This window comes from Streptomyces sp. NBC_01089, from assembly GCF_045162975.1.
In the GTDB taxonomy this organism is placed as follows: Bacteria; Actinomycetota; Actinomycetes; order Streptomycetales; family Streptomycetaceae; genus Streptomyces.
Window position 1 is genome coordinate 2,457,872 of sequence record NZ_CP108660.1, and the last position, 17,044, is coordinate 2,474,915.

Below are 17,044 nucleotides of genomic sequence, written 5' to 3' on the forward strand. Positions count from 1 at the left end.
GGGGCGGGCGCGGGGGCGCGGAGGCACGGGCCGGGCTCTCAGACCTGGGTGGTCACCGGCTCCTCCTGCGGCGACGCCCCGGACTCCGTACGCCGACGGCGCCCCGGGATCAGGACGGCCACCAGCACCGTGCCCACCCCGAGGATCACCGCACCGATCAGGCTGGTGTGGGCGACGGCCTGCGAGAAGGCGCCGTCCACCGCGTCCGCCAGGGCACGCCCCTGCTCGGGGCCCGCCGTGGCGGCGGCCTTGCGGGCCACGGCGAGGCCCGCGCCCACCGAGTCCTGGGCGGTGCTCAGGGCGCCGGCGGGCAGCTTGCCGCCGGCCGCGTCCGCGAGGTGCGAGGAGTACGCGCCGGAGAGTACGGAGCCGAGGATCGCGATGCCCAGCGAGCCGCCCAGCTCGATCGAGGTGTCGTTGACGGCGCCGCCGACACCGAGTTCGGACTCCGGGAACGCGCCCATGATCGCGTCGGTGCACGGCGAGAGCGCGAGGCCGATGGCCAGACCGAGCAGGACCAGCGGCAGGACGAACTCGCCGTACCCGGAAGCCGCGTCGATACGGGCGAGCAGTGCGAGCGACGCCGTGCCGCCGACCATGCCGGCGGTGACGGTGACACGCATCCCGAGCCGCGGGGTCAGGATCCCGGTCAGCGCCGATCCGACGAAGACCGCGCCGGCCAGCGGCAGCATCCGTACGCCGGTCTCGAAGGCGTCGAAGCCGAGGACGAACTGGAGGTGCTGGGTCAGGTAGTAGAACGCGCCGAACACGGCGAGGAAGAAGAGCGCGACGGCGAGGTTCGACCCGGCGAACCCGCGGTCGAGGTAGCGCCGTACGTCGAGCACCGGGCGCGGGTGCCGCAGCTCCCACAGCACGAAGACCACGAATCCGATGCCCGCCACGACGGCCGCGGTGACCGCCTTGGCCCCCCAGCCGAAGTGCGGCCCCTCGATGATCATGTAGACGAGGGCGCCGACGGACACCACCGAGAGCAGCCCGCCCACATAGTCGATCCGGTCGTGGTGACCGGCCTTGGACGGCGGTACGAGGACGAAGGCGCCGATGATGGCGAGCACCGCGATCGGCACGTTGATCAGGAACGTCGAGGCCCAGCCGTGGTGCTGGAGCAGCGCGCCCGCGACCAGCGGGCCGGCCGCGATGGCGAGCCCGGCGGTGGCCGTCCACAGGACGATCGCCTTGGCCCGCTCGGCGCGCGGGAAGCTGGCGGCGAGCAGCGAGAGCGTGGCGGGCATGATCATCGCCGCGCCGACTCCCATGACGGCGCGGGCCGCGATGACACCCGTCGCGCTGCCGACCAGCGAACCCGCGACCGCTCCGCCGCCGAAGACGACGAGCCCAAGGACGAGCGCGCCGCGCCTGCTGTACTTGTCGCCGATGGCGCCGAGCAGCAGCATCAGCGCGGCGTACGGGACGGTGTAGCCGTCGATGACCCACTGGAGGTCAGCGCTGCTGAGCCCCAGATCCTGTGTCATGTCGGGGGCCGCGACCGTCAGGGCGGTGTTCGCCATCACGATGATCAGCAGACTCAGACAGAGAACCAGCAGCGCCCACCAGCGGCGCCGGTACGGCCCTGCCATCTCGGCGACCGGCTCTCTCACCACGAGATTCATGACGTTCCACCACTCCACTACTCGCACGCCCACGCGCACACCTGCCGGCGCATGGCTCCGTGCGCACACCGACTTGCACAAGCCTGTGCAATTACACACTGCTGTGCAATTTAGCGCGCTTCCCGGCGCGGTGCAAAATGGGGCCCGTGACTTCCGGACGAGCAGACGCCAACCGCCGCCGCATCCTGGATGTGGCGCTCACCGAGCTGCTGCACGACCCGGACGCCTCGATGGACCAGATCGCCCGCGCGGCCGGGGTCGTACGCCGCACGGTCTACGGCCACTTCCCCAGCCGCGAGGCACTGATCGCCGCTCTCGTCGACAACGCGACGGCCGCCGTGGTCGAGGCACACGCCACCGGCCGCGCGGGCATCAGCGACCCGGCCGAGGCGCTGGCCCGCGCGACCCTCGCGGTCTGGGAGATCGCCGACCGCTACCGCCTGCTGGTCGCACTGGCCCAGCGCAGCGTCACGATGGCCGGCATCAAACAACGCCTCACCCCGGTACGCGAGACGTGCACAGCACTGATCCAACGGGGCCTGGACGAGGGCGCGTTCACCTCACCGCTGACCGCGGCGGCTCTGGCGTACGTCCATGAACAGGCGCTGTTCGGCCTGATGGAGGCGGTCAACGAGGGCGCGCTCCCGGCCCCCGAGGGCGGAGCGGCGGCAGCCCACACCCTGCTGATGACAGCGGGCGTACCGGCGGCACGGGCGACGGCGGTGGTGGACGTGGCGCTGGGGCGGGGGGCCGGTCCTGGGTGACCGCCGCGCCTGAGCCGGTATCAGCGGCCCGTCGTCAGGACCATGCGGAAGCGGGCCGAGCCCGACAGCATGCGGGCGAACGCCTCGTCCGCCTCCTCCAGCGGGGCCTCCTCGGTCCACGAGCGGACGCCCGTCTGTGCGGCGAAGCGCAGGGTGTCCTCGGTGTCCACCGCGGTGCCCGACGCGTGGCCGTAGACCTTCTTCGTACCGTTGATGAACTGCGTCCCGCTGAACGTCATCTCGTCCGGGGTCGCGCCGACCACGATCAGTTCGCCACGCCTGCCCAGGCCGTCGAAAGTCGCCGTCATCGCCGGGCCGTTGGTGACCGTGGCGAGGACGACCTTCGCGCCGCCCAGCTCCTGGAGTGCGTCCGCGACGTTCTCCGCCGTGCTGTCGATGTAGTGCCTGGCTCCGAGGCCGTACGCGAGCTTCGCCTTCTCCGCGCCGCGGGCGATCGCCACCGTACGGAAGCCCATCTTCGCCGCGAACTGCACGCCCATGTGACCGAGGCCGCCGATGCCGAGGACCGCGACCAGATCGCCCGGGACGGCCGCGCTGCGCCGCAGCGCGTTGAAGACCGTGACGCCCGCGCAGGCCAGCGGGGCGGCCTCGACCGGGGTCAGTTCGTCGGGAACACGGGCCAGCGCGACCGCGGGTACGACGACTGTGTCGGCGTAGCCGCCCGGGTAGGCGGCGCCGGGGATCTCCAGCCGGGCACAGTTGATGGCGTCGCCCGACCGGCACGCCTCGCAGTGGCCGCAGCTGCCGCCGTACCAGCCGACGGCGACCCGGTCCCCGGCCTGCCAGCCGTCGACGCCGGCGCCCAGCGCGTCGACGCGGCCCGCGATCTCATGGCCGGTGGTCACCGGGAACGTCACTCCGGGCAGCATTCCGCCGGTGATCATCGCGTCGGAGTGGCAGATTCCGCACGCCTCCACCGCGATCCTGACGCGGCCCGGCCCCGGTTCGGGAAGTTCGGTGTGTACGAGCGTGAAGGGGCCGCCCGGCTCGGCGACCTGCATGGCGCGGGGGGACGTGGGCGTGGATGTCATGGGAGCTTCCTTGCCTTCCGCGGGGTCGGGCGTACGAGGAGTGCTCGGGCGGCGGAGTGCTGACCGCTTCTTCCAGTGTGGGCACTGTCCGCCGCATCGGCACGCGCGCCCGGGGGTGCGGCCGCGGGCGGTGGATCGTCCCTGGTCAGTGGGGGTGTGCCGGAGGGGAGCCGGGTGCGCGGTGTCGGCTCGCGGGCCCGTTGTCAGTGGTCGGTGACAGCATGTGAAGCGGGTCGGCTGCTGTTGTAGCTGTCGCTCCTGCTGTCTGTCGTCTGTCGGTCCTGCTTGCTGTTGTCCGTTGCTCCCGTGCCCGTTGCTCCCGTTCCCGTTGCTCCCGTTCCCGTTGCTCCCTGTCCGTCGTCCGAGTCCGAACACCCGCCTCCGTACCCCGACCGCACCCCCGCACCCCCGCACCCCAGGGAATCCGTATGAAGCACGCCGAACACCGCTGCGCCTGGGCGGACAGCTCCGAGCTGATGGCCGCCTACCACGACGAGGAGTGGGGCCGCCCCTCGCACGACGACCGCTACCTCTTCGAGTTCCTCGTCCTGGAGGGCGCCCAGGCCGGGCTCTCCTGGTCGACCGTGCTCAACAAGCGGGCCAACTACCGGCGGCTGCTCGACGGGTTCGACCCGGTGCGGATCGCCGCGTACGACGAGGACAAGCTGGCCGAACTGCTCGGCGATCCGGGCATCGTACGGAACAGGCTGAAGGTCGCATCGCTCGTGAAGAACGCCCGGGCCTTCCTCGCCGTCCAGCGGGAGTTCGGGTCGTTCGACGCGTACCTCTGGCAGTGGACCGACGGGAAGCCGGTCGTCAGCCGGCCGGGGCCGGGCGACCCGCTGCCGACCAGTACCGAGCTGTCCGACCGGATCAGCAAGGATCTGAAGCGGCGCGGGTTCACCTTCGTCGGCACCACCATCATCTACGCCTATCTGGAGGCCGTCGGCGTCGTCGACGACCACTGGACGGGCTGCCCGGCAGCGGGGGCGGTGCCGCTGCCGGGCTGAGCCGGGCACGAAGACTCCAGAGACTCCGGAGACTCCGGACTCAGCTCCTGGCCGCCGCCTCCTCCTTGCCGCCGTCCCGGGACGCGGGCACGTCCTGCTGCTCCCGGGGCCCGGCGTCCTCGCCGTCCGCGGCGGCGTCCGGCCGGTCGTCCATCAGCGACGCCTCGTCGAACGGCAGCCGCCCGGACAGCACCTCCACGGCCCGCGCCTTGTCGATCTCCTTCGTCCAGGTGCCGACCAGGACCGTCGCGACGGCGTTCCCGGCGAAGTTCGTCATCGCCCGCGCCTCGCTCATGAAGCGGTCGATGCCGACGATGAGGCCGACTCCGTCGACCAGATCGGGCCGGTGCGACTGGAGGCCACCGGCGAGCGTGGCGAGGCCCGCGCCGGTGACGCCCGCCGCGCCCTTCGACGCGACGATCATGAAGAGCAGGAGCGAGATCTGCTCACCGCCGCTCAGCGGCTTGTCCATCGCGTTGGCCACGAAGAGAGCCGACATCGTCAGATAGATCGCGGTGCCGTCGAGGTTGAACGAGTATCCGGTCGGGACCGTGATCCCGGCGACCGGCCTGCTCACCCCCAGGTGCTCCATCTTCGCGATCAGCCGGGCCAGCGCCGACTCCGACGACGAGGTGGAGAGGATCAGCAGGAACTCCCGGCCCAGGTACTTCAGCAGCATGAAGATGTTCATGCCGGCGATCAGCCGCAGCAGCGCGCCGAGCACGACGAAGACGAAGAGCGCACACGTCAGATAGAAGCCGATCATGATGACGGCCAGCGACTTCAGCGCGTCCACCCCGGTCTCGCCGACCACAGCCGCCATCGCGCCGAACGCGCCCACCGGGGCGGCCCACATGATCATGGCGAGGATGCGGAACACCAGCCGCTGGATGTGCTCGATACCGCGCAGCACCGGCCGCCCCGCCGGGCCGATCGCCTGGAGCGCGAAGCCGGAGAGCAGCGCGATCAGCAGCGTCTGCAGCACCTGGCCGTCGGTGAAGGCGGAGACCATGGTCGTCGGGATGATCCCGAGCAGGAAGTCCGCGGTGGAGTCCCCCGCGCCGGTGGCCTGCGCGGCGCCCGCGTGCCGCACCGCCTCCGTCAGATGCAGCCCCGAGCCCGGCTCCAGTACGTTCCCGACGACCAGCCCGATGGCCAGCGCCACCGTCGACATCACCAGGAAGTAGCCGAGCGCCAGACCGCCGACCGCGCCGACCTTGGCCGCCTTGCGGACCGAGCCGACCCCGAGCACGATCGTGCAGAAGATGATCGGCGAGATCATCATCTTGATGAGATTCACGAACCCGGTGCCCAGCGGCTTGAGTTCGACGGCGACCCCGGGTGCGGCGAAGCCGACCACGATGCCGAGCACCACCGCGGCGATCACCGCGAGATACAGATAGTGCGTACGGTCCCGCTTCTTTGCGGCCACGCTTGCCTCCTCGTACAGGACCGGTACACCGACCGATCCATGACCGGTCCACGCCCGGTCCACGTCCGATCCACATCCCTGACCATCGCGGTGGATCCCCGAGACTCTCCATCAGCCTGTGACCGCGGTCACCCTTGCGTGCATTTCGTTCACGCATTTCGCAGCGTGCAGACTGTCGGCCATGCACATACGCGCCCCGCGGCCCCGCAGCCTGGCCGGCCAGCTCTTCGCGATGCAGGTCGTGCTGGTCACGGTGATCGTCGCCGGGTGCGCGGTGTTCAGCTATGTGTCGGACCAGCGCCAGGCCCAGGCGGCCGCACGGCGCCAGGCCACCGCCGCCGCCACCGCCGTGGCCCTCTCCCCCTCCGTGCGCCGGGCGACCGTCTCGGACGACCCGTCGGCGGTGCTCCAGCCGTACGCGGAGCAGGTGCGCCGCTCCACCGGGGTGGCCTTCGTGACGATCATGGACGTCCACGGGATCCGCTGGACGCACCCCGATCCCGGCAGGATCGGTGAGCACTACCTGGGCCACACCGCGGAGGCCCTGCACGGCAGGACGTACGCCGAGACGTACACCGGCACGCTCGGCCCGTCGGCCCGGGTGGTCACCCCGGTCCGGGCCGACGGCGGCACGCACGGCAAGGTCACCGGGCTGGTCAGCGCCGGCATCACCGTGGACCGGATCGACGCGGAGCTCCAGGCGCAGGTGAGCGTGCTGCTCTGGTTCGCCGGGGTCGCCCTCGCGCTGGGCGGCATCGGTACGTACGTCATCAACGCACGGTTGCGCCGCCACACGCACGGGATGAACCCGGCCGAGCTGAGCCGGATGCACGACTACCACCAGGCCACCCTGCACGCCGTACGGGAAGGGCTGCTGATGCTGGACAGCGGCCGCCGTATCGCGCTCATCAACGACGGCGGCCGGGAGCTGCTGGGGCTCGGCGACGACGTGGTGGGGCGCGGTGCGGCCGAGCTGGGGCTGCCCGCGCCGCTCACCGGGCTGCTGCTCGCCGAGGGGCCGCGGGTGGACGAGGTGCATCTGACCGCCGACCGGGTCGTGGTCGTCAACAGCCGCCCGGTCTCGTCGGGCGAGCACCGGGGCACGGTCGTCACCCTGCGCGACCGCACCGAACTCCAGGCGCTCTCGGGCGAGCTGGACTCGGAGCGCGGCTTCACCCAGGCGCTGCGCGCACAGGCCCATGAGGCGGCCAACCGGCTGCACACGGTCGTCTCGCTGATCGAACTGGGGCGGGCGGCGGATGCGGTCGAGTTCGCGACCGGCGAGCTGGAACTGGCGCAGACCCTCACCGACCGGGTGGTGGGCGCCGTGGACGAACCGGTGCTGGCCGCACTGCTCCTCGGCAAGGCCGCGCAGGCCAATGAGCGCGGGGTCGAGCTGGTGCTGGCCGACGACAGCGTCCTCGACGACGGGCTGCTGCCCGCCCGTGACCTGGTCACGATCCTCGGCAACCTCATCGACAACGCGGTCGACGCCGCGCAGGGCAGCGAAGGCGCCCGGGTCACCGTGACGGTGCGCGCGGCGGAGGGTGAGCTGCTGATCCGGGTCCGCGACACCGGCCCCGGTGTCGCGCCGGGCGACGACGTGTTCCGGCTCGGCTGGTCGACCAAGAGCACCGGACGCGGCCTCGGCCTGGCCCTGGTCAGACAGACCGTTCTGCGCGGCGGGGGTACGGTCACGGCGGCGGGCCCGGAGTTCGTCGTACGGCTGCCGGTCCGACAGGAGGTGACGCCGGCGTGATCAGGGTGCTGGTGGTCGAGGACGACCCGGTAGCGGCGGACGCACACGAGCTGTACGTGGGCCGGGTGCCCGGTTTCGGCGTGACGGCGAAGGCCCACTCCAGGGCGGAGGCGGTACGGATCCTGGACCGTACGCCCGTCGATCTGCTGCTGCTCGATCTGCACCTGCCGGACGGCCACGGCCTGCAGCTGGTGCGGTCGCTGCGCGCCGCCGGGCACACGGCCGACGTCATCGCCGTGACCTCGGCGCGCGACCTGGCCGTCGTACGGGAAGGGGTCTCGCTCGGTGTGGTGCAGTACGTGCTGAAACCGTTCACCTTCGCCACGCTGCGCGACCGTCTGGTCCGGTACGCGGACTTCCGGGGGGCGGCGGCGGGCGAGGCCAGCGGCCAGGACGAGGTGGACCGGGCGCTCGCCACCCTGCGTACACCCGAACCGGCCTCGCTCCCCAAGGGGTTGAGCGCACCGACGCTGGAGGCGGTGACCCGCACCCTGCGGACGGCGGCGGACGGGACGACGGCCACCGCGGCGGGCGAGGCGGTCGGTATCTCACGGATCACGGCGCGCCGGTATCTGGAACACCTGGTGACGACGGGCCGGGCGGTGCGCCGCCCGCAGTACGGTCAGATCGGGCGACCGGAACTGCAGTACCGGTGGCTGAGCAGCCCGTAGCGGACCGCGCGGGCCCTTCGTTCCGCCGCCCCAACAACGTTGTCATGCACGGGCATTGACCTTGAATTGCGGACCGCCATACCTTCGCCGGGCAGCCGCTGACCGCGGTTCGCGCCAGAGGAGGTCGTGCCCGTGCGCCCCACCGCCCCGCTCATCCTCGCCGCCGCAGCCACCGTCATCGCCGCAGGGTCCCTCACCGCCTGCGGGAGTGGGTCCGGCAGTGATCCGGACACCGTCAAGGTCGCCTACAACAGGAACACGGACAACAACGTCCGCTTCAAGGACCAGTTCCTGGATTCCATGAAGAAGCAGTTCGAGAAGGCCCACCCCGGCAAGAAGATCGAACTCGTCCCCATCCAGGCACCGGACGACGACTACGCGACCAAGGTGCAGCAGATGATGCGCTCCCCCAGGACCGCACCCGACCTCGTCTACGAGGACACCTTCCGGATCAACTCCGACATCAAGGCGGGGTATCTGCGGCCGCTGGACGACTATCTGGCGAAGTGGCCGGCCTGGGACCACTTCGTGGACACCGCGAAGTCGGCGGCGAAGGCCGCGGACGGGAAGACGTACGGCGTCCCGGACGGCACGGACACCCGCGGGCTCTGGTTCAACAAGAAGCTGTTCGCCAAGGCGGGGCTGCCCGCCGACTGGCATCCGAAGAGCTGGGCCGATGTGCTGGACACCGCCCGCACCATCAAGAAGAAGCTCCCGGGCGTCATCCCGCTGAACGTCTACACCGGCAAGGCACCCGGTGAGGTCGCGGTGATGCAGGGCTTCGAGATGCTGCTGTACGGCACCGGCGGCAATCCGCTCTACGACCAGGCGGCGAAGAAGTGGGTCGCCGGGGGCAAGGGCTTCAAGGACGCGCTGGACTTCGTGCACACGGTGTACGGCGAGAAGCTGGGCCCCGACCCGTCGGACGCCCTCGACGCCAACATCAATACGACGGTGGGCACCGAGCTGCTGCCCGAGGGCAAGCTCGCCATCGATCTGGACGGGTCCTGGCTCGGCCAGCTCTGGCTCGGCAACGGCACCAAGAAATGGCCCGAGTGGAGCACCACGCTCGGGCAGGCGCCCATGCCGACCCAGCACGGGCAGTCCCCGGGCGAGGTCTCGATGTCCGGCGGCTGGACGTGGGCGATCCCGCAGAAGTCCCACAACGCAGCGCTCGCCTGGGAGTTCATCCAGCAGTTGCAGCAGAAGGAGAACGCCGTCAGGTGGGACATCGCCGACGCCCAGATCGCGGTGCGCGACGACGTGGCGGCGGACCCGAAGTACCTGAACTCCATGCCGGGCATCAAGTTCTTCACCTCCCTGGTGAAGAACACCCACTACCGGCCGGCGCTGCCGGTCTACCCGCAGGTGTCGTCCGCGATCGGCGAGGCCCTGGAGTCGGTGACCACCGGTGACTCCACCCCGGCCGGCGCGGCGACGTCGTACGACGGCCAGCTGAAGTCGGTCACCGGCGGCGCGGTCGTCGACAGGACCGGATGAGCGCCCAGGGCGGGACGGGCGCCGCGCCCCGAGTGCGGCGGCAGCCGGCCCGCTGGCTGCCGCTGGCCCCCGCCACACTTCTGCTGCTGCTCTTCCTGGCCGGCCCCATCTGCTACTGCGTCTATATCGCCTTCACCGACATGCAGCTCACCGGCGCTTCCCACACGGACTTCGTGGGCCTGGCCAACTTCCGCAAGGCGCTGTCCGACGCACGGTTCCGCAACGCGGTGTGGCTGACGCTGGTCTTCACCTTCCTCTCGTCGGTCGTCGGCCAGAACACGCTGGGGCTGGCGCTGGCCGGTCTGATGCGCCGCGCCTCGCGCCCCGCCCGTACGCTGACCGGCGCCCTGGTCATCACGGCCTGGGTGCTGCCGGAGATCGTCGCGGCCTTTCTGCTGTACGCGTTCTTCCGCCGCGAGGGCACCCTCGACGCGGTGCTGCACTGGCTCCATCTCCCGGGCCAGAACTGGCTGTTCACCCTGCCGATCCTCGCCGTGTCGTTCGCCAACGTCTGGCGCGGCACCGCCTTCTCGATGCTGATCTACTCGGCGGCGCTCGCGGAGATCCCCGCCGAGATCACCGAGGCCGCCGAGATGGACGGCGCGAGTGGCCGGCGGGCGGTGTGGCACATCACGCTGCCGATGATCCGGCGTTCGATCGGCACCAATCTGATGCTCAACACTCTGCAGACCCTCTCGGTGTTCGGTCTGATCTGGGCGATGACCCGCGGCGGCCCGGGTGACCGCAGCCAGACACTGCCGGTCTTCATGTACGACCAGGCGTTCACCAAGAGCCTCATCGGCTACGGCACCGCGGTGGCCCTGCTGCTGCTCCTGGTGGGGGCGCTCTTCTCGGTCGTCTATCTCCGGCTGATGAAGGTGGAGGTCTGATGCGCCCGGTGCACACCGCGCCGGCCCGGCGTACCCGGCGCAGGCTGGCGGCGGACGCGGCGCTGCTGGTGGTGGCGGCCGCCTTCGTGCTGCCGCTCGCCTGGCTGGTGCTGGCCTCGTTCGACAGCAGCGCGAACCTGCGCGTACGGGTCCCCGCGTCGCCCACCCTGGACAACTTCTCGGCGGTCCTCACCGACGAGATCACCTTCACACCGATGCTCAACAGCCTGGTGCTCTGCGGCAGCGCGACCGTGCTGACGGTGGTCTGCGCGGTCCTCGCCGCGTACCCGCTGTCCCGCTACCGCTCGCGGTTCAACCGGCCGTACCTGCTCACGATCCTCTTCTCGACCTGTCTGCCGATCACCGCGGTCATGGTCCCGGTGTACGGACTCTTCGTGCAGGTCAACCTGGTCGACACGGTGTACGGCACCGCCCTCTTCCTCGCCACGTCCCAGCTCCCGTTCGCCATCTGGCTCATGAAGAACTTCATGGACGGGGTCCCGAAGGTCCTGGAGGAGGCGGCCTGGACCGACGGGGCGTCCATGCCGCAGACCCTGCGGCGGGTGGTGCTGCCGCTGATGGGGCCGGGGGCCGCGGTCGTGATGATCTACACGTTCATCATGCTCTGGGGGAACTTCTTCGTCCCGTTCATGCTGCTGCTCAGCCCGGACCAACTCCCCGCTTCCGTCACCATCTTCACCCTCTTCGGCAACTACGGATCGGTGGCCTACGGCCAGCTGGCGGCCTTCTCGATCCTCTACTCCACACCTGTTCTGATGCTGTACATCCTGATCTCGCGGCGGCTGGGCGGCGGCTTCGCTCTGGGCGGGGCCGTCAAGGGATGACGGCGGGGTGACCGGTCTCCCATACGTTTCTCCACATACCGAGACTGTGTGAACAAACCGTATTCGCGGGACCCCCCTTGCCCTTACCGTGTGCCCGTGCACCAGACCCCGCCCTTCGATGCCCCCGCCGCACGCCGTCTCCGCGAAGCGCTGGGCATGGCGCCCGGCCATGTCGCCTACGGGCTGCGCGCCCAGTACGGACTCCTCGTCACCCCGGATGTGGTGGCCGCCTGGGAACGCGGTCTCCAGTCACCGACCGCACGTGAGCTGACCGCGCTCGCCGGGGTGCTGTGGTGCTCCCCCGGCGATCTGCTGGTCGAGGCGGTCACCCTGCGCGAGCACCGGCTGGCGCGCGGCATGGCACCGGACGACGTGGCCCGGCGGGTCGGTATGGACACCGGGGCCTATGTCAAGGTCGAGGAGTCGGGGCGCTGGCGCGGCAACGAACGCCAGTCGGCGGCGCTCGCCGACGCCCTCTCGCTGAGCCCGGCTGCCTTCCTCACGGCGACGGGCCGTGACGGGGAGCTGGCCGGGATCCTGACCAGCGCGGTGACCACCCGATGGCAGGCCCACGTCAAAGCCACGGCCAAGCTCGTACCGCTGCCCCGCCCCGAGCTGGAGCGGGTGCTTGAGCGGCTGCACTCCGACTACCAGGCGCTGATGGTGGCCACCCTCAACTGGGGGTCGACGGAGGAGGCGGGCACGGGCGACGCGGGGCAGGCGTTCCTGGACTCGATCGTGGTGCGCTTCTGGGAGCTCGTCGGGGACTGAACGGGAGACGCCGGGTGACAGGCGGTGAGCGGCACGCGCCGAGCCGACACGCGCCGAGCGAAACGCGCCGAGCCGGGGCGAACGGCGCTAGAAGACCGACTCCGCCTCGTACATCCGGCTCTCGTCGACCGTCTTCAGATGGGTCACCGCGTCCGCCAGCGGCACCATCGCGATGTCCGTGCCGCGCAGCGCCGTCATATTGCCGAAGTCGCCGCGGTGCACCGCCTCCACCGCGTGCCAGCCGAAGCGTGTCGCCAGGACCCGGTCGTACGCGGTGGGGGTGCCGCCGCGCTGGACGTGGCCGAGGATGACCGGCCTGGCCTCCTTGCCGAGCCGGGTCTCCAGCTCGATGGCGAGGCGGGTGCCGATGCCGGTGAAGCGCTCGTGGCCGAACTGGTCGATGACGCCCTTCTCGTACGGCATGGAGCCCTCGGCCGGGTGGGCGCCCTCGGCGACGCAGATGACGGCGAACCGCTTCCTGCGGGCGAAGCGCTCCTCGACCATCTTGACCAGGTCGTCGACCTCGAAGCGGCGCTCGGGCAGGCAGATCCCGTGGGCGCCGCCGGCCATGCCGGACTCCAGGGCGATCCATCCGGCGTGCCGGCCCATGACCTCGACGACCATCACACGCTGGTGCGACTCGGCGGTGGTCTTCAGCCGGTCGATCGCCTCGGTCGCGACGCCGACGGCCGTGTCGAAGCCGAAGGTGCGGTCGGTGCCGGAGATGTCGTTGTCGATGGTCTTGGGGACGCCCACCACGGGCATCCCGGCGTCGGAGAGCATCCGGGCCGCGGTGAGGGTGCCCTCGCCGCCGATCGGGATGAGCGCGTCGATGCCGTAGCGCTCGGTCAGCTCCGCGCAGTTCTCGGCGGCCTCGCGCAGCCGGGCGCGCTCCAGGCGGGCGGAGCCGAGGATGGTGCCGCCGCGGGCGAGGATGCCGCTGACCGCGTTGAGGTCGAGGGGGCGGTAGTGGCCGTCGAGCAGGCCCTTGAAGCCGTCCTCGAAGCCGATGACTTCGTCGTTGTGCCCGGCAACGGCACGGTGCACGACCGACCGGATGACGGCATTGAGGCCGGGGCAGTCGCCGCCCGCGGTGAGGACTCCGATGCGCATCGTGCTGATTCTCCTGCTCCTAGTGGTACCTGCGAGCCGTGCCGATTCTTCCACGGCCGGTGGGCCGCGGGGCCTTCGCCGCCGTCCCGTACGCAGGGCGTGGACAGGCGGCGTAGCCAGCCCCGAGGGTACTGTCAAGAAGGCGCGCAGGGCCGCCACGGGGCCCGCCGATCACGCGGCCCCCGTCAGGAACGAGTAGCAGACGACGAGGCAGAGGACGGAGAGCACGCGTGACGCGCAGCGTGTACGTGACCGGGATCGACCGCGGCGACGGCCGCCAGGTCGTCGAGCTGGGGGTCATGGAACTCCTCACCCGTCAGGTGGACCGGGTCGGGATCTTCCGGCCGCTGGTGCACGACGGTCCCGACCGGATGTTCGAGCTGCTGCGGTCGCGCTACCGGCTGAGCCAGGACCCGGCGTCGGTGTACGGCATGGACTACCACGAGGCGTCCGCCCTCCAGGCCGAGCAGGGCACGGACGAGCTGGTCTCGCACCTGGTGGGCCGCTTCCACGAGGTGGCCCGCGCGTACGAGGTGGTGCTCGTCCTCGGCACCGACTTCGCCGCCACGCAGCTCCCCGACGAGCTGGCGCTGAACGCCCGGCTGGCCAATGAGTTCGGCGCTTCGGTGATCACGGTGGTCGGCGGCAAGGGCCAGCCGCCCGAGTCCGTACGGTCCGAGACCCGTAACGCCTACCGGGCGTACGAGGTGCTGGGCTGCGACGTCATCACGATGGCGGTGAACCGGGTGGCCCCGGGCGACCGCGCCGAGCTGGCCGCACAGCTCGCCGCGCAGCTTCCGGTGCCGTGCTCGGTGCTGCCCGACGAGCCGGCGCTGGCCGCGCCGACGGTCGCCCAGATCAGCCATGCGCTGGGCGGCACGGTCCTGCTGGGTGACGAGGCGGGGCTGGCCAGGGACGCGTTGGACTTCGTGTTCGGCGGGGCCATGCTGCCGAATCTGCTGAACGCGCTGACGCCCGGCTGCCTGGTCGTGACCCCGGGCGACCGGTCCGACCTGGTGGTCGGCTCGCTCGCCGCGCACAGCGCGGGCACCCCGCCGATCGCCGGTGTGCTGCTGACGCTGGACGAGCGTCCGGGCGAGGCGATCCTCCGGCTGGCGGGCCGGCTGGCACCCGGCACCCCGGTGGTCGCCGTGACGGGCGGGTCGTTCCCGACGGCGGGTGAGCTGTTCGCCCTGGAGGGGCGGATGGACGCGGCGACCCCGCGCAAGGCGGAGACCGCGCTCGGCCTCTTCGAGCGCCATGTGGACACCGCCGAGCTGCTGGAGCGTCTCTCGGTGGCGCGCAGCGGCCGGGTCACCCCGATGATGTTCGAGCACGAGCTGCTGGAGACCGCCCGGGCGGACCGCCGCCGGGTGGTGCTGCCCGAGGGCACCGAGGAGCGGGTGCTGCGCGCCGCCGACGTGCTGCTGCGCCGCGGGGTCTGCGACCTGACGCTGCTGGGCGATCCGGAGACCGTCCGCAAGAAGGCCGCCGACCTGGGCATCGACCTGTCGGCGGCCGATGTCGTCGACCCGGTGACGTCGGAGCTGCGCCAGCGGTTCGCCGAGGTGTACGCGAAGCTCCGGGCGCACAAGGGCGTCACCGTGGAGCTGGCCCACGACGTGGTCGCGGACGCCTCGTACTTCGGCACGCTGATGGTCCAGGAGGGCCTGGCCGACGGCATGGTCTCGGGCGCGGTGCACTCGACGGCGGCGACGATCAGGCCCGCCTTCGAGATCATCAAGACCAAGGAGGACGCGTCGATCGTCTCGTCGGTGTTCTTCATGTGTCTCGCCGACAAGGTGCTCGTGTACGGCGACTGCGCGGTCAACCCGGACCCGGACGACAGACAGCTCGCGGACATCGCGGTGCAGGCGGCCGCGACCGCCGCCCAGTTCGGGGTGGAGCCGCGCATCGCGATGCTCTCGTACTCGACCGGCACGTCCGGTTCCGGTGCGGACGTCGACAAGGTGCGCCGGGCCACCGAGCTGGTCAGGGCGGCCAGACCCGATCTGCTGATCGAGGGGCCCATCCAGTACGACGCGGCGGTGGAGCCGTCCGTGGCCGCCACCAAGCTGCCGGGGTCGGCGGTCGCCGGGCAGGCCAGCGTGCTGGTCTTCCCCGACCTCAACACCGGCAACAACACCTACAAGGCCGTGCAGCGCTCGGCCGGCGCCGTGGCGGTGGGCCCGGTGCTCCAGGGGCTGCGCAAGCCGGTCAACGACCTGTCGCGGGGCGCGCTCGTCGAGGACATCGTCAACACCGTCGCGATCACCGCGATCCAGGCTCAGGGCGTGGGCCGGAGCAGGGCCCAGGAGGGATCCGTATGACCGCCACCCGTGTTCTCGTTCTCAACTCCGGCTCCTCGTCGGTGAAGTACCAGCTCCTGGACATGGCGGACGGCAGCAAGCTGGCGATGGGCCTGGTCGAGCGGATCGGTGAGGCGGCCTCGCGCTGTGTGCACACCCTGCTGACGCCGGGCGGCTCCACCCGTGAGCAGAGCGGCCATATCGCCGACCACTCGGCGGCGCTGAAGGCCGTCGCCGCCGAGCTGGACGCCGACGGCCTCGGCCTGGACTCTCCCGAACTGGCGGCGATCGGCCACCGGGTGGTGCACGGCGGGCTGCGGTTCACCGCTCCGACCGTCGTGGACGACACGGTGCTCCAGGAGATCGAGCGTCTGGTGCCGGTGGCGCCGCTGCACAACCCGGCGAACATCATCGGTATCCGCACCGCCCGCGAGCTGCGCCCCGACCTGCCCCAAGTGGCCGTCTTCGACACGGCGTTCCACACCACGATGCCGGAGTACGCGGCCCGGTACGCGATCGACGTGGCGACCGCGGACGCCCACCGCATCCGCAGGTACGGCTTCCACGGCACCTCCCACGCGTACGTCTCGCGCAGGACCGCTGCGCTGCTGGGCCGGACGCCCGAAGAGGTCAACGTCATCGTGCTGCACCTCGGCAACGGGGCGTCGGCGTCCGCGGTGGCCGGCGGGGTCTGTGTGGACACCTCCATGGGGCTGACGCCGCTGGAGGGGCTGGTGATGGGGACACGGTCCGGTGACATCGATCCGGCGGTGATCTTCCATCTCACCCGGGTGGCCGGAATGTCCATCGACGAGATCGACGCGCTGCTCAACAAGAACAGCGGTCTTGTCGGGCTCTGCGGGGACAATGACATGCGGGAAATCGTCCGCAGGACCGAAGAGGGCGACGAGCGTGCGGAACTGGCCTTCGATATCTACGTACAGCGGTTGAAGAAGTACATCGGGGCCTATACCGCGGTACTCGGCCGGGTGGACGCCGTGGCGTTCACCGCGGGGGTCGGTGAGAACTCCGCTCCGGTGCGTGCGGCGGCCGCCGCGGGCCTGGAGGGGCTGGGCCTCACGGTCGACGCGGGGCTCAATGCCGTACGTTCCGACAAGGCCCGGCTGATTTCCCCGGAGGGGTCCCGGGTGGCTGTGGCCGTGGTTCCGACGGACGAGGAACGTGAAATCGCGCAGCAGGTATACGCCTTGGTGAATGACTGACACCTGAGCGCCGTACCGCCCATTTGTACTTTCCGCCAGACGGAATATTCCGTTGCGAAACAAACCGATAGGAT

The 17,044-nt window shown here is 70.9% G+C and carries 14 protein-coding genes; 10 read left to right on the forward strand and 4 right to left on the reverse strand.

Features of this window, described 5'->3' with window-relative positions:
- Positions 1-38: 38 nt before the first annotated feature.
- The gene (locus OG510_RS10725) at positions 39-1,631 is read right to left on the reverse strand and encodes an MFS transporter (RefSeq protein ID WP_406142361.1); all 1,593 of its coding nucleotides are present in this window, start codon (positions 1,629-1,631) and stop codon (positions 39-41) included.
- Positions 1,632-1,768: 137 nt separating this feature from the next.
- Here OG510_RS10725 and OG510_RS10730 point away from each other — a divergent pair, with 137 nt between their 5' ends.
- Positions 1,769-2,395, forward strand: a complete 627-nt coding sequence (locus OG510_RS10730) for a TetR/AcrR family transcriptional regulator (protein ID WP_406136563.1) — start codon at positions 1,769-1,771, stop codon at positions 2,393-2,395.
- 20 nt (positions 2,396-2,415) lie between these two features.
- Here the strand turns inward: OG510_RS10730 and OG510_RS10735 are convergent, their stop codons facing one another.
- Entirely contained in the window at positions 2,416-3,447 is a 1,032-nt protein-coding gene (locus OG510_RS10735) for an alcohol dehydrogenase (protein ID WP_406136564.1), read from the reverse strand.
- Between the two features lie 428 nt (positions 3,448-3,875).
- On the opposite strand from OG510_RS10735, the gene OG510_RS10740 reads away from it, so the two are divergent.
- Entirely contained in the window at positions 3,876-4,457 is a 582-nt protein-coding gene (locus OG510_RS10740) for a DNA-3-methyladenine glycosylase I (protein WP_406136565.1), read from the forward strand.
- A gap of 40 nt (positions 4,458-4,497) precedes the next feature.
- On the opposite strand, the gene OG510_RS10745 is transcribed toward OG510_RS10740, so the two are convergent.
- Positions 4,498-5,889, reverse strand: coding sequence for a cation:dicarboxylate symporter family transporter (locus OG510_RS10745; protein ID WP_406136566.1), 1,392 nt, complete (start codon positions 5,887-5,889; stop codon positions 4,498-4,500).
- Between the two features lie 181 nt (positions 5,890-6,070).
- Here OG510_RS10745 and OG510_RS10750 point away from each other — a divergent pair, with 181 nt between their 5' ends.
- The 6 genes from OG510_RS10750 to OG510_RS10775 all read left to right on the forward strand — a co-directional run bounded on the left by OG510_RS10750 (position 6,071) and on the right by OG510_RS10775 (position 12,325).
- Complete coding sequence (locus OG510_RS10750; RefSeq protein WP_406136567.1) at positions 6,071-7,648, forward strand: ATP-binding protein; 1,578 nt, start codon at positions 6,071-6,073, stop codon at positions 7,646-7,648.
- A complete protein-coding gene (locus OG510_RS10755) occupies positions 7,645-8,319 on the forward strand; it encodes a response regulator (RefSeq protein WP_406136568.1) in 675 nt (224 codons plus the stop codon). The genes OG510_RS10750 and OG510_RS10755 overlap by 4 nt, the downstream gene beginning before the upstream one ends.
- A 132-nt stretch (positions 8,320-8,451) precedes the next feature.
- Entirely contained in the window at positions 8,452-9,819 is a 1,368-nt protein-coding gene (locus OG510_RS10760) for an extracellular solute-binding protein (RefSeq protein WP_406136569.1), read from the forward strand.
- Positions 9,816-10,709, forward strand: coding sequence for a carbohydrate ABC transporter permease (locus tag OG510_RS10765; protein ID WP_406136570.1), 894 nt, complete (start codon positions 9,816-9,818; stop codon positions 10,707-10,709). The genes OG510_RS10760 and OG510_RS10765 overlap by 4 nt, the downstream gene beginning before the upstream one ends.
- The gene (locus OG510_RS10770) at positions 10,709-11,554 is read left to right on the forward strand and encodes a carbohydrate ABC transporter permease (protein ID WP_406136571.1); all 846 of its coding nucleotides are present in this window, start codon (positions 10,709-10,711) and stop codon (positions 11,552-11,554) included. Before OG510_RS10765 ends, OG510_RS10770 begins: the two co-directional genes overlap by 1 nt.
- 96 nt (positions 11,555-11,650) lie before the next feature.
- The gene (locus OG510_RS10775) at positions 11,651-12,325 is read left to right on the forward strand and encodes a helix-turn-helix transcriptional regulator (RefSeq protein WP_406136572.1); all 675 of its coding nucleotides are present in this window, start codon (positions 11,651-11,653) and stop codon (positions 12,323-12,325) included.
- An 87-nt stretch (positions 12,326-12,412) separates the two neighbouring features.
- Here the strand turns inward: OG510_RS10775 and OG510_RS10780 are convergent, their stop codons facing one another.
- Complete coding sequence (locus OG510_RS10780; protein ID WP_406136573.1) at positions 12,413-13,438, reverse strand: ATP-dependent 6-phosphofructokinase; 1,026 nt, start codon at positions 13,436-13,438, stop codon at positions 12,413-12,415.
- 230 nt (positions 13,439-13,668) lie between these two features.
- Between OG510_RS10780 and pta the strand changes: the two genes are divergently transcribed.
- Positions 13,669-15,768 carry a phosphate acetyltransferase gene (gene pta, locus OG510_RS10785; RefSeq protein ID WP_406136574.1) on the forward strand — a complete coding sequence of 700 codons (2,100 nt, stop codon included), beginning with the start codon at positions 13,669-13,671 and terminating at the stop codon, positions 15,766-15,768.
- Complete coding sequence (locus OG510_RS10790; RefSeq protein WP_406136575.1) at positions 15,765-16,970, forward strand: acetate kinase; 1,206 nt, start codon at positions 15,765-15,767, stop codon at positions 16,968-16,970. The genes pta and OG510_RS10790 overlap by 4 nt, the downstream gene beginning before the upstream one ends.
- The last annotated feature ends 74 nt before the right edge of the window (positions 16,971-17,044 follow it).

Bases quoted from the DNA above. Each gene is read 5' to 3' on its own strand.
- OG510_RS10725 (WP_406142361.1), bottom strand. From the start codon at position 1,631: ATGAATCTCGTGGTGAGAGAGCCGGTCGCCGAGATGGCAGGGCCGTAC.
- OG510_RS10730 (WP_406136563.1), top strand. From the start codon at position 1,769: ATGGGGCCCGTGACTTCCGGACGAGCAGACGCCAACCGCCGCCGCATC.
- OG510_RS10735 (WP_406136564.1), bottom strand. From the start codon at position 3,447: ATGACATCCACGCCCACGTCCCCCCGCGCCATGCAGGTCGCCGAGCCG.
- OG510_RS10740 (WP_406136565.1), top strand. From the start codon at position 3,876: ATGAAGCACGCCGAACACCGCTGCGCCTGGGCGGACAGCTCCGAGCTG.
- OG510_RS10750 (WP_406136567.1), top strand. From the start codon at position 6,071: ATGCACATACGCGCCCCGCGGCCCCGCAGCCTGGCCGGCCAGCTCTTC.
- OG510_RS10765 (WP_406136570.1), top strand. From the start codon at position 9,816: ATGAGCGCCCAGGGCGGGACGGGCGCCGCGCCCCGAGTGCGGCGGCAG.
- OG510_RS10770 (WP_406136571.1), top strand. From the start codon at position 10,709: ATGCGCCCGGTGCACACCGCGCCGGCCCGGCGTACCCGGCGCAGGCTG.
- OG510_RS10780 (WP_406136573.1), bottom strand. From the start codon at position 13,438: ATGCGCATCGGAGTCCTCACCGCGGGCGGCGACTGCCCCGGCCTCAAT.
- OG510_RS10790 (WP_406136575.1), top strand. From the start codon at position 15,765: ATGACCGCCACCCGTGTTCTCGTTCTCAACTCCGGCTCCTCGTCGGTG.